This window comes from Paenibacillus sp. 37 (assembly GCF_008386395.1).
Taxonomy (GTDB): Bacteria; Bacillota; Bacilli; order Paenibacillales; family Paenibacillaceae; genus Paenibacillus; species Paenibacillus amylolyticus_B.
The window spans coordinates 1,337,330-1,350,264 of the sequence record NZ_CP043761.1 but is presented as its reverse complement, the minus strand read 5'-3'; the positions used below and the strand labels follow the sequence as shown (position 1 = coordinate 1,350,264).

The window sequence follows — 12,935 nt, the reverse complement described above, 5'->3', positions numbered from 1 at the left end:
TTATGCAAATCAAAGGTCTTCACCACGTATCAGCTCTAACAGCACATGCCGATCAGAACTATCGTTTCTACACCAACATCATGGGTCTGCGCCTCATTAAAAAAACGGTCAACCAGGACGACGTATCCGTCTACCATCTCTTCTATGGCGATGAAAAAGGCAATCCGGGTACCGAACTTACCTTCTTCGAGATTCCGATGGCTGGACAGACTCGTGAAGGTGTGAACAGCATCTCGGCAACGTCACTGCGCGTTCCAAGTGATGCGGCACTTACGTACTGGCAGCAGCGCTTTGACGAATTCGATGTCTCACATGGAGAGATTGTTGAACGGGGTGGTCGTGCGACGCTCTCATTCACAGACTTTGAAGGACAACGTCTGATTCTGGTCTCGGATGAAAACAACACAGGTGTCGCTGGTGGTAAACCTTGGGATCAAAGCCCTGTGCCTGCCGAGTATGGCATTGTTGGCCTTGGCCCTATCCATCTTACGGTAAAAGATGCTTCCCTTACCGCTCCGGTTCTTACCGAACTGCTCGGTTTCAGAGCGAAAGGAAGTTACCCTGCCTTTACTCCAGGTCAACCTGATGTACTCGTTTTTGAATCCGGCGAAGGTGGCAGCGGCTCCGAGGTGCATGTTGAGGAACGGAATGACCTTGCCCAAGAGCGTCCTGGACGTGGCAGCGTACACCATGTTGCGTTCCGTGTGGATAACGAAGAAGAACTGAAACAATGGGTGGAACGGGGTCGTAACTTCCAATTCCCTAACTCCGGTTTTGTAGATCGCTTCTACTTCCGCTCCCTGTATTTCCGTGAAGCAAACGGTATTCTGTTCGAACTTGCAACCGATGGTCCGGGATTTGATACAGATGAAGAAATGGAGCATCTGGGTGAATCGCTTGCTTTGCCTCCATTCCTCGAAGGTCGCCGCGCCGAGATTGAAGCCAATCTCAAACCGCTGGATACCGTCATTCGTTAAACCCAAAAACGATTATCACCATGTGTATTCTGGACTTGATCCAGCTACCTCATTGTTGATAATCGTTTTTTTATTACGTCTATTTTATTTAACCAAGTAAGATGTGGTAAGAGGCACAAACAGCGATGAACCTGGATCTTCAGATACAATCTCGACATAGACAGCGTCTGTACCTTTAACATCCACATCCAGACTCATCATACCGCTTTCTGGAGTGATATTGAACTTTTTGAGTGTCGCGAGATCCTGATCATAGATATGAATCTCCTGATTCCCTTTCAGCGCGGCAAGTTCCAAGTGCAGAGAAGAATACTTTTTACCCGTATTAATCTGAATATCATCCCCCTGTTTCGTAGGATCATTATGCAGATAAACATCCTTGTAATCCTTGCCTTTATATGTGGTATCCTTAGGATCTTTGGTGTGCCAAGCGGTAGATCCCAGTACGGATGTTCCAAGTGCACTCAGCGTTACTTTTCCGTTGGTTACGGGTGCAGATCCATTCGTTCCGCCAATCAGGACGGAAGAAGTTGCACCGTCATAATTGATTTCAGTTCCAAGCAGTGTTCCAACCGCACGAACTGGCAAATACGTTGTTCCGTTATACGTGATCGGCAATACGGTCTTGCCGTTAGCATCCTTCGCTGTTACGGTCTCGCCATTCAGTTTCAACGTAATTTTGCTGTTTAGATAGGCTTTGATCTGCTCCAACCCTGTTGCTGCGAGCGCACCCGTCCCGATCCCAAGCGTTAATGTACCTACCATCAAACCCAGTACAACCTTTTTCTTCATCAAAATCCCTCCTGAACGTAAAATGATTTGTCCTTTATACATTTAAACGACTAAAGTGATAATGTCAATTGTTTACTGCATTTTTAGGACATAGTTCCTATCTGTGGGCAGCACAAAACGAGGCTGTATGTCCCGATTTTTTTTCAGCCTCGCCCTGTTTCCCACTGTCTGCAAACGCAGATAAGGAGATATTCTGTTCAGATGCTCACTACATTTCACATTCGAGAACTTCCAAATCCTGCTGCACTACGATATCACCATGATGATATCAATCAAAAGATTCATAATATTCTTCTTCATACACTTCCATGCTGTACTTCAAATCTACGGCCTTCCACTCGCCATCTTGATACTCATAAGTGAACGTCAGATCACCCGCATACAAAGCCGCACCGTAAGATCCTGCTGCTGATACGACAAGTTGGCCATCCTCCACACTGTAATAGGTTACTCCACCGAATCCCAACTCTTTGTTATACACGCCGTCACTCGTATCTTCCTCGATCCGTAAAGGTTCTGCTTGAACACCATCAACGGCGACATCAACATCCACACGGTCTGATCTAACCGTAACTTTTGACTTCACATGCTGTTTCGCAATCTCATCCAGAGATTGCATCTTCATCTCTTCCAGCGTTACCGGATTAATGATACGTGCTTGTCCCAAATAAATACCTGTTCCATGACCTTCTGTGTACAAAACAATAATTTCTTTCTGGCCGTCTCCATTCAGATCCAGCTCGTGCACTTCGGGTTTGTAAGACCCACCTTCTCCCTGCCAATCACTAAATTCTTGCACTTTGCCGTCCACTTCCAAAATCATTCCGTTGTATATATATCCTGAACCCTCAACTTTCATAGGGTATAATCTGACGTTCTCATTCTCTGGAGCTACCGAAACGTATTCCTCTTTCACGGGAATGGATTCCTGTGTTGTCTTCGCTGTGTCATGCAGTTTATCTATATTGGAAGCCTCGACCGTTTCAGTCTGGCTGGATTGATCATCTATGTTAAGCTGTTTTTGCGATTCATTCATGGTTCTGGCAGCCGAAGTTGTACTAATCGTAGCTACCGCCAAAATAATCATCAGCAGGATACCTGTCCAAGTTTTCAATATACTGGGCTCCTTTATCTGTTGTGATAATCCTATTATATCTTCATTTATCGCCTGCAAGTTGCGAATTTGTTAATCTTTCATAAAATAATCTTTACAAATTTTCGTTTTCACGAAAGAACGTTCGGCTTTAACCAGAATAAGCAAATTATCATGCCAAAACTGTTCTCCAAAAACAAAAAAAATTCCGAACACAGCTTAAGGCTGCATCCGGAATGCTTTGGTTTTGTCCAATAACCGATCGGTTAATTGTCTCAGTTCTTCAGCCGAAGATGAAATCTCCTCCATAATGGCTGTCTCTTCGTGTGCGGCATCCATAATTCGTCTCGCCTCATCCGAGAACGATCCGGCTTTCCCCTGGATCTTCTTCACATGACCATGCGTTTGCTCCACGCGACCGGTCTGTTCTGCAATCTTGGAACCGATATCATGCGCACCCTTCATAAATACTTCCACTGTTCCTGTCAGTTCATGCAACGTCTGATCCACAGAGACGGTCCGCTCCGATTCATTAACCACGAGACCATGCTGCTCATGAGACAGTTGGGCTGTCTCCCTGATCCGCTGCTGCACACGACTAATCAGCTCATTAATACGGTGTACCGATTCCTTACTTTCGTCTGCCAGCTTGCGGATCTGCTGCGCCACGACTGCAAAACCAGAACCTTCTTCGCCAGCTCGTGCAGCCTCAATGGAAGCATTCAGGGCAAGTAACCCTGTTTCCTCTGCGATGTTTTTCACAGACTGGGTAATTACTTCGATATCGGAGGCTTCCTTCTCCAGCAGCAACATAATATCGCGGGAACGATTGTGCGACTCGGCCAGCTCGTCCATCCCTTTCATCAACGATGAGAAAGTCTGTTTTGTATGATCCACAGATCGTTCCATCTGACCCGACATCTCTGTCATGTCCATGGACTGGCTATGCATACGCTGGAAATCGTTCAGCATCTCATCCGCAGTGATCAGAGATTGATGGGAAGTGACCTTCTGCTCTTCTACGCCTACCGCAATATGATCTACCGCATCCGACATCATTTCGATCTGTTCAGCGGCCTGGGTAATCGCTTCACTCAGAGACTGTGCGTTCTGTGAAGTCGTTCTTGTACTGTCTGCAATATCATTTACAATGCTTCGAAGGTTAGAAACCATTGCGCGAAAAGCATCATATAATACGGTAAGTTCATCCTGCGTGCGTCGCTGCGGAATTTCGGTTGTCAGATCCCCCGCTGAAACCTGCTGTGCAGCCCGGGACAGATGAACGATTGGACGAGTCAGCCAGCGTGATGCAAACCATCCCAGAATCCCGTTCCAGCATACTCCCATGATTAAAATGATCGATATGTATACCCAATTCGGAATATCAAATGTAATCCAGTCTTTGACAAAAAATATAAAAAAGCCGCTAGTTCCGTAGGTAATAATCGAAATCAGTACCAAACCTGCGACAGTCTTTGCTCCTAAAGTCCATTTCATGTGCACACCCCGTAGTCCTTTTTTCCTATTTTACCAATCAAGTACCAAATATCATGTGATATACATCACTGAAAACGTTCTATTCCCCCCATACTTGCCGTTCATGCATGACTTCTCTACCATAAAGCGCATAATGTATAAGACAAGCTTGGACACTCCTCCCCTTTCTTGAAAATTGAATAATATTCCATTTAATATCCCTAATTTTATTTATTATCGGCACAAGAGGCCAAATGATTTAGATTGGCATCCATTTTGCTTAAATGATATACTGAGTGCGCTTCAGCAATGCTGAAGCCGAACTATTTTTATTGATGCCACTGGAGGCGAACGAGATGTCTACTATGTCCACACGGACGGAGAAAGATTTTATCGGTGAAAAAGAAATCCCGGCTTATGCTTATTATGGAATTCAGACGGTACGGGCCGTGGAAAACTTCCCGATTACCGGCGTTCCGGTACACCGGGAGCTGATCACGGCTCTGGCTGCGGTGAAGAAGGCGGCAGCCATTACCAACATGGAGTTGAAGATGCTGCCAAGCAAGATTGGCGATGTGATTGTCATGGCCGCTGAAGAAATGATGAAAGGCCATCATCTGGATCATTTTATTGTAGACTCCATTCAGGGCGGTGCAGGCACCTCCATGAATATGAATATGAACGAAATTTTAGCCAACCGCGGACTGGAACTGTTAACCAAAAGCAAGGGAGACTACTTCCATTGCAATCCCAATAATCATGTGAACATGTCCCAGTCCACCAATGACGTGGTACCTACAGCATTGCGCATTGCGGCGTACCAACTGTCGGAGACGTTACTCGCTACCATGAAGAGACTACAGGATGCGTTCCGTAAAAAAGAAGTGGAATTCAACGATGTGGTCAAGGTTGGCCGTACCCATCTTCAGGATGCCGTACCTATTCGCCTTGGACAAGAATTCGGAGCTTATGCCCGTGTAATCGGACGGGATATTGAGCGTCTTGAATTCGCCAATCGCCGCTTGCTTACCATTAACATGGGTGCAACTGCGGTAGGTACAGGACTCAATGCCAAACCCGAATATATCGTCAAGGTTACAGAGCACCTGTCTGATGTTACCGGACTACCACTACAAACAGCTGAGGATCTCGTGGATGCAACGCAGAACACAGATGCCTATCTGGAACTTTCAGCGGCGCTGAAGGTATGTGCGGTTAGCCTTTCCAAAATCTGTAATGATATTCGCTTGATGGCTTCAGGTCCGCGTGCAGGATTCAATGAATTGCTCTTGCCACCGCGTCAGCCAGGTTCGTCCATTATGCCAGGCAAAGTCAACCCGGTTATGGCGGAAGTCATTAACCAGGTATCCTTCCAGGTGATGGGGAACGACCATACGATCTGTATGGCGTGTGAAGCCGGTCAATTCGAGCTGAATGTCATGGGCCCAGTTATTGCGTTCAACTTGCTGCAATCCCTGAAAATTATGAATAACGGTATCGATGTTTTCACACGTTATGCGGTTGAAGAGATGGAAGCTAACCGAGAGCGCTGCGAATTAATCATGAAACAAAGTTTCAGTGTGGTTACGGCGTTAAACCCACACTTAGGTTATAATGTGGCGGCTTCCATTGTGAAGGAAGCGCTCAAAACTGGACTTACCTTGCAAGAAATCATTCTGGAACGCGGACTGCTGACACCGGAAGAACTGGAAGAGATTCTTCATCCGGAACAGATGACTACACCAGGAATTGCCGGAGAACACTTCCTGCGTAATATGGAACGTATGTAGGTAATCAGGAAAACTGATGCAGCAACCCAAACACGAATAATTACCAAGAACCCCCGCAGACCGTTCATCCGGTTTGCGGGGGTTCTTTTATTCAGAGAAGATAGGACGCCAGCTATTCGATTAAGCCCACTGTTTACGCTCAAGGGAAGGCAGAATCTGAAGTTCCTCCCTGTACTTGGCAACCGTTCTGCGGGAGATGACAATCCCCTCCTCGGCGAGCACTGTGGCTAAATGACTATCCGAGTATGGACGCTGAGCCTGTTCCGTGCGAATGATTTCTTTTAATCTACGTTTCACCGCTGATGCTGATGTTTTATCCCCTGACGTTGTACGGATTCCCGAGGCAAAAAAAGCTCTGAGTTCATATACACCGTGCGGGGTCTCAATGTATTTACCGTTCACCGCACGACTTACCGTTGATTCATGCATGCCAATCTTCTCTGCAATAACAGCCAGATTAAGTGGTTTTAGCGCGGATGGGCCTTTGACCAAAAAGTGCTTCTGCTCTTCCATCACTGCCGCCAGCACACGCACTAAAGTCCTGCGCCGCAGGTGTACACTCCGAATGATCGCCCTCGCCTCTGCCACGCGGGTAGACCAGATTGTGTCCGGAGCCTCTTCCCTGATCCAGCGGATGCACGCTTCATTCATCGATACACGAGGGTTACCTGCCACATGCAGGCTAAAATGGGCCTCACCGTTACGCAACCCTACGATGGCATCTGGAATAATGTAATGTGGTCTTTCTGTACATCCGATGGATCGACAGGGCTTGGGGTCAAGACGTGTAATATAGTCATAGGCAGTCTGAGCTTCCCGTGAAGTCATGCCTAATCGACTCCCTGTTTTACCTGGGTGAAAAGGAACCAGCGCTTCCAATCCCGCTTCCACCATCCACTCCGCATACAGCGCAGCCGATGAATCACGTCTAATCTGGAGCAACAGACATTCCTGCAAATTCCGGGCCCCTACACCAGCAGGGTCCAGTGATTGGAGAACCTCCAGTCCCGCTGCAATTTTGCTCATCGGTTGCTCAATTGCTGCTTGCACCTCTGCCAGTTCAACTGTCAGATAACCATCATCATTAACGCACCCTGCCAAATATACTGCCATATTTTCCATTTCGACTGGAAGTGTCATCACTCGAATTTGGGCAATCAGCAACTTTTCCAGTGTAGGTTCTGCACCTCTGACCTGAAGCAGCGGATCGTAGGAATCATACCTGCGCTGGTCCATTCGCCGTGGAATCCGGGCGAGGGGCGCAGCTTGTTCTTCCAGTTCAAGAACTGGATTTTCTTCCGTCGCATCCAGCAAGTAACGAGTCAGATCCTGTCCGGACATCGTTAGCAAATGAAAGGATTGTTTCATCTCCGGCGTGATGGACAGCCGAATACGTTGTTCCTGTACCAACTGAACACCTAACATCCGTTACCCTCCTTATGCCTTCGGCAATAAGCATCTGTGTTTCTTATACGAACAAAAGGATTTGCAGGGATAATAGCATACTATTCAAACGATTGTAAGCAGATTTCAGTCGGATCATGGATAATCTGTTTAGTATTTCTCCGATACCAGCTTCGCCTGTGTAAACAGCAGTAGATAGTCTCTTCCACCTGCCTTGGAATCCGTACCTGACATGTTAAATCCACCAAATGGATGCGTGCCCACCAGTGCTCCGGTACATTTCCGGTTGAAATACAGATTACCCGCAAAGTATTTGCGTCTTGCCTGTTCCAGATGTTCACGATTACGTGAGATCACCGCGCCGGTCAGACCATAGTCTGTATTATTGGCGATATCCAAAGCATCCTGGAAAGATTCTGCTTTGATGAACGCAAGCACAGGTCCAAAAATCTCATCTTGAGCAATCCGGGCTTTCGGGTCAACATCGGCAATTATGGTTGGTTCAATGAAATAACCTTCAACATTCCCTGTCCCGCCACCGTGCACAAGACGCCCCTCACCCTTGCCGATTTCAATATATTCCGTGATCTTTGCATATGCCTTGTCATCAATAACCGGCCCGACCTGACTGCCAACTTCAAGTGGACTGCCCATCGTCAGTTTCTGTGTCCGTTCAATCACTTTTTGCAATACTTCATCATATACATCCTTATGAATAATGGCACGGGAACACGCCGAACATTTCTGTCCTGAGAAACCAAATGCCGAAGTGGTAATGGACTCTGCCGCAAGCTCCAGATCACTGTCACTGTCTACAACGATGGAATCCTTGCCGCCCATCTCTGCAATGACCCGTTTGATCCATTTCTGGCCTGGAGCTGTACGTGCTGCACGTTCATTAATTCGCAGTCCTACATCTCTCGAACCGGTGAAACTGATAAACCGGGTGAGCGCATGATCCACGAGATAATCACCAACTTCACTACCTGGCCCTGGTAAAAAGTTGACGACGCCATCTGGCAAGCCCACTTCTGCGAGCAGTTCCATAAACTTCGCCGCAATCACAGGAGTTGTACTTGCTGGCTTTAACACCACCGTGTTGCCGGAGACCAGTGCAGCAGAGGTCATGCCTGCCATAATCGCCAGCGGGAAATTCCAAGGTGGAATAACAATGCCAACACCCAGCGGTATATAACTCAGTTCATTATCTTCCCCTGCAATCCGCACGAGGGGCTGGGGTTCACTCAGTCGCTGCATATCCCGTGCATAGAATTCCATAAAATCAATGGCTTCCGCTGTATCCGCATCGGCTTCAGGCCAGGTCTTGCCGGCTTCATAGACCATCCATGCGGAGAATTCATGCTTGCGACGGCGCATAATGGCAGCTGCTTTGTACAGATAACGAGCCCGTTCATTCGGATCGGTATATTTCCAAGTGTGGAATGTCTCCGCTGCTGTCTGAATGGCCTTTTCGGCCAATTCCTGATCTGCCTGATGGATCGTACCGACAACTTGATTCTTGGCCGCGGGGTTCACGGACGTTAACGTGCGGCTGCTTGTTATTTTTTGCCCACCAATAATAATCGGGTATTCCTGCCCAAGTTCAGCTTCTACCTGACGAAGTGCGTCTTCAAATGCTTCCTGGTTCGCCTGGACCGCAAAGGGTGTGAATGGTTCGTTAACAAAAGGGATATTCATCAATGATTCCTCCTTCAGGATGTGGGGTTCGCTGGCTGCTCGCCTGAATTTTTTTGCATGGTACTCATCACCAAATATATGTAGCAAAATCCGTGCCAACTCCGGTTGGAACTGAAATATTTTTCTTATTAAATTTAACTAAAGAAAGTTCACACTGCCCACTCCGATGACAGAACAACCTTCCAATCGCTGTTATCCCCAGATTTTTTGATTCCTTTTTATAAAGTTAAAATCTCCATGAAAAATAGTAGACCATCGCCAAATCTGGCACGTTTCTTGCTTGAATTAAGGATGCACAATGCTGAAGGAGGAGACGAAAATGAGTGTGGGAACGGAAATATATCGCAAAACCTTATTAACCGTGGCAGGCAACAAAGCTGTAGAGAACCTGTCCATTAGATATGGTAAGAAGCTGGCAGGCAAATTTATTGCAGGAAACACCTTGGAAGAAGCTCTCGAAGAGATCCGCATACTCAATAATAAAGGCATTATGGCTACGCTCGATCATCTTGGCGAAGGCATCACCCGCCTGAGCGAAGCGGCATTGTACAGGGATGAGTATGTACGACTGGTAGAAGGCATCGCACGTGAAGGTGTAGACTCCAACGTCTCACTGAAACCAACCCAGATGGGCCTCGCACTGGACCCGGAAGAGGGCTATCGAAATATCCGGGCCGTTGCCGCACAAGCCAAATTGCATGATCTATTTGTCCGAATTGATATGGAGGATAGTCCATTTACTCAAGCAACGCTGGATATTGTTCGAAGACTGCACTCGGAAGGACTGCACAATACGGGCACAGTATTGCAAGCCTACCTGCATCGCACCGAAGAAGATACACGCGATATGATTCGGGAAGGCATCCGGCTTCGACTGGTTAAAGGTGCTTACAAAGAACCCGGATCAGTCGCCTATCAGAATACTTCTGAAGTCATTCATCAATTCAAAACGATGATTCGTAATCACCTCGATCAGGGTGTATACACTGCGGTTGCCTCGCATGATGATCACATCATTAACTGGACGAAACAATACGCCAAGGATCGGGGAATCTCGCCGGATGCCTTTGAATTCCAGATGTTATATGGTCTGCGCATGAGCGAACAGGAACGTCTCGCCAAAGAAGGTTATCGCATTCGCTGTTACGTACCTTATGGCACCATGTGGTATCCGTACTATACCCGCCGTTTGGCCGAAAAACCGGCTAATCTCTGGATGGTCGTTAAGAATATGTTCCGATAATTATTCTCCATCTGGATCAATATATGAAAAAAGACAAAAGAAAACCATGTTGCCTCTTTTTTTCTGGGCACATGGTTTTTTCAGTAAGAACACTTTACCAGAGCATCCAACCTAGGAACCTCAGTAACGTTATTCCGTCATAAAATGGCTCCAAATTCTGAAAATCGACCAAATCAACAAAATAAAGCTTCTTCATATATCCCTGGCTTCTGGATAGAATGGTCTAAACAAAAGTTGACAACTATATAGTTAGGTACCATACTATATTTATGGACAATCAAAACAAATCAACAACTGATATGTACCTCATCCCTTCGTTAGTACAAACGAAGCGTCAGGTTGATCGCTATCAATTAGACGTGGATGCACAAGCCGTGCTTGTCGCATCCAGACTGATGGTAGCAGGAGCCAAACTTGGGCATGCTGCGGAAATCCATTTCTCCAGATTCGGTTTATCTACAGGTCGATATCGTCTGTTGGCAGATCTTGAAGATCACGAAGGGGAAGAACTGCCCTCCCAACTGGCGGAAAATCTGGGTGTAACCCGTGCTACTGTAACTGGTCTAATCGAGATTTTAGAACGAGACGGACTGGTTGCTCGTCGGACGAGTTCCGTTGATGGTCGTCAGAAGTCAGTCATTTTGACCGCCAAAGGTGCAAAGAAGCTAACGGATATGGCTGCGGAACATTTTGCCAGACTGGAAGCGATGGTCGGATTACTTACGATCGAGGAAAGGAGTGTGTTTCTCAACCTGCTGGGGCGTGTTACACAAGGTATTGCTGCACTTACAGATGAGTCACGTGACTTCTTCGAACCAAAATCCTAGGAGCATAACGAAGAAAGGGAACCGGGCTAGTTCAACTAGCCCATTTTCACCCCATATAGTTAGGTACCTAATTATATATAGATGAAAGCAAATTAGTGATTTCTATACAAAAAAAGGAGTAGTGATATGGTTAACCTTAATGACCCCGTTCATTCCGAGGAAGCTTATCCAAACCAAGCCGCTAATCCTCCCCAAAAACCTTTTGTGCTGTGGCGTGAATTAATCCCGGCCTACTTGTCTCCTGCCATCATGGCAAGCATCGGGGGAATCGTTACCGCTGATAAAGTCCTTCAGTTACGAGCTTTAACAACGATTGGAGGGGCGTCTCTGCTTATGGCTCTATGGGCCGGACTCTGGCTTCGCAACCGTGAGAACCGCACACGGTGGGTGACGAAAGCACCCCGAGTCATTGTGGTGGGTTGCTTGGCACTTGCAGGCGCGGGGTTTGGCTTTGTGGCGGCATGGGGGATTTCTAATGTATTGCAGATCGTAAACCCGAGTTCTTCATGGGCTTGGTTGGATCATATTGGGTTCGATTTTCCATTGTCCGGTGCAATAGCTTGTACGATCATGTCATGGCGCTGGCGAACTTACATTACCAAATAAACAAGTTCATTATAAGGAGAGATTGAAACATGATTACTATTATTGGAGCAACAGGCATGATTGGAAATGCACTTTTGAGACGTTTGCTGGAAAGAGGTATTCCCGTACGGGCAGTAAGTAGAAAGCCGGATAAGCTTCGTCAACAAATGGCGGACTTGGCATTGTCCGGGATTGAAACCTGTGCTGCCGATGCAAATGATTCCGAATCGATGCGCAGAGCTTTGGCGGGTACCAGTCAACTATTTCTAGCATTATCCAACGACCCTAAACAAGTGGAACTAGAGACATCCATTATTCAGATGGCTGTGCAAGAAGGAGTGGAGCATGTCGTCAAAATATCCAGCCCAGCATATGACGAACGTTCACCAGTAGCTGTAGCAGGCTGGCATGAACAAATCGAGCAAGCTCTAGTGAAATCCGGGATGACATATACGATGCTGCGGCCCTATGCTTTTATGCAAAATCTGCTCCGACTCGCACCAACCATTACAACCCAAGATGTATTCTTCGGCTGCATTGGAGATTCCCCATGCAACTTCATTGATTGCCGAGACATCGCAGATATTGCCACAGAAGTGCTGACTAGAGCCAAACCAGCGAACCGCATCTATACGCTGACGGGTTCCGAAGCATTCACTTATGCACAGATTGCAGATAAAATGTCCACCCTGTTCAATCGACCGATCGGATTCCTCAACCTCAAACCCGAGGAGCTTCGAACGGATCTGATCGAACATGGACAGATGCCTCCTTGGCTTGCAGACCACGTTGTGGAAATTCAGACGATGTCTACAGTTGTGCCAGAGAAGCCGACGGATACCGTTCAACGCTTGCTTGGCAGAGTGCCGCGCTCGCTCGATGCATTCCTGAGAGAGCATCAAGATACATTTAAACCGAGGCTGTAACCAAGTCATACATGAGATAAGGAAAAGTTAAGAACTTCCCATGATTTACGTCCGAAGACTGTCAACCACTAATTAAAAGAGAGAGAACCACAATTTTAAATGTCTAATTTTCTGGACACACCCA

General features: G+C 46.9%; 11 protein-coding genes. 6 read left to right on the top strand and 5 right to left on the bottom strand.

The annotated features are described in order from the left end of the window. Positions 1 to 2: 2 nt before the first annotated feature. A complete protein-coding gene (locus F0220_RS05930) occupies positions 3 to 977 on the top strand; it encodes a ring-cleaving dioxygenase (protein ID WP_149846357.1) in 975 nt (324 codons plus the stop codon). An 84-nt stretch (positions 978 to 1,061) separates the two neighbouring features. Here F0220_RS05930 and F0220_RS05925 read toward each other — a convergent pair whose 3' ends face one another. From F0220_RS05925 to F0220_RS05915, 3 genes are all read right to left on the bottom strand, one after another. Then, entirely contained in the window at positions 1,062 to 1,769 is a 708-nt protein-coding gene (locus F0220_RS05925) for a stalk domain-containing protein (protein WP_105600810.1), read from the bottom strand. Between the two features lie 268 nt (positions 1,770 to 2,037). Beyond that, on the bottom strand, positions 2,038 to 2,883 hold the full coding sequence (locus tag F0220_RS05920) for a hypothetical protein (protein WP_105600816.1): 846 nt from the start codon (positions 2,881 to 2,883) through the stop codon (positions 2,038 to 2,040). A 198-nt stretch (positions 2,884 to 3,081) separates the two neighbouring features. Then, complete coding sequence (locus tag F0220_RS05915) at positions 3,082 to 4,359, bottom strand: methyl-accepting chemotaxis protein (RefSeq protein WP_105600820.1); 1,278 nt, start codon at positions 4,357 to 4,359, stop codon at positions 3,082 to 3,084. Between the two features lie 335 nt (positions 4,360 to 4,694). Between F0220_RS05915 and F0220_RS05910 the strand changes: the two genes are divergently transcribed. Next, positions 4,695 to 6,128 (top strand): aspartate ammonia-lyase, encoded by a 1,434-nt coding sequence (locus F0220_RS05910; protein WP_105600821.1) that lies wholly within the window; start codon positions 4,695 to 4,697, stop codon positions 6,126 to 6,128. Between the two features lie 120 nt (positions 6,129 to 6,248). Here F0220_RS05910 and rpoN read toward each other — a convergent pair whose 3' ends face one another. Next, positions 6,249 to 7,553, bottom strand: a complete 1,305-nt coding sequence (rpoN, locus tag F0220_RS05905; protein ID WP_105600823.1) for an RNA polymerase factor sigma-54 — start codon at positions 7,551 to 7,553, stop codon at positions 6,249 to 6,251. A 129-nt stretch (positions 7,554 to 7,682) separates the two neighbouring features. Continuing rightward, the gene (gene pruA, locus F0220_RS05900) at positions 7,683 to 9,230 is read right to left on the bottom strand and encodes an L-glutamate gamma-semialdehyde dehydrogenase (protein ID WP_105600824.1); all 1,548 of its coding nucleotides are present in this window, start codon (positions 9,228 to 9,230) and stop codon (positions 7,683 to 7,685) included. Between the two features lie 319 nt (positions 9,231 to 9,549). Here pruA and F0220_RS05895 point away from each other — a divergent pair, with 319 nt between their 5' ends. The 4 genes from F0220_RS05895 to F0220_RS05880 all read left to right on the top strand — a co-directional run bounded on the left by F0220_RS05895 (position 9,550) and on the right by F0220_RS05880 (position 12,811). Then, positions 9,550 to 10,473: a proline dehydrogenase family protein gene (locus tag F0220_RS05895; protein ID WP_091015614.1), complete on the top strand. Its 924-nt coding sequence runs from the start codon at positions 9,550 to 9,552 to the stop codon at positions 10,471 to 10,473. Between the two features lie 269 nt (positions 10,474 to 10,742). Further along, a complete protein-coding gene (locus F0220_RS05890) occupies positions 10,743 to 11,300 on the top strand; it encodes a MarR family winged helix-turn-helix transcriptional regulator (RefSeq protein WP_091015616.1) in 558 nt (185 codons plus the stop codon). 126 nt (positions 11,301 to 11,426) lie between these two features. Then, positions 11,427 to 11,906 carry a hypothetical protein gene (locus F0220_RS05885; protein WP_105600826.1) on the top strand — a complete coding sequence of 160 codons (480 nt, stop codon included), beginning with the start codon at positions 11,427 to 11,429 and terminating at the stop codon, positions 11,904 to 11,906. Positions 11,907 to 11,935: 29 nt separating this feature from the next. Next, positions 11,936 to 12,811 (top strand): SDR family oxidoreductase, encoded by an 876-nt coding sequence (locus F0220_RS05880; RefSeq protein WP_091015619.1) that lies wholly within the window; start codon positions 11,936 to 11,938, stop codon positions 12,809 to 12,811. The last annotated feature ends 124 nt before the right edge of the window (positions 12,812 to 12,935 follow it).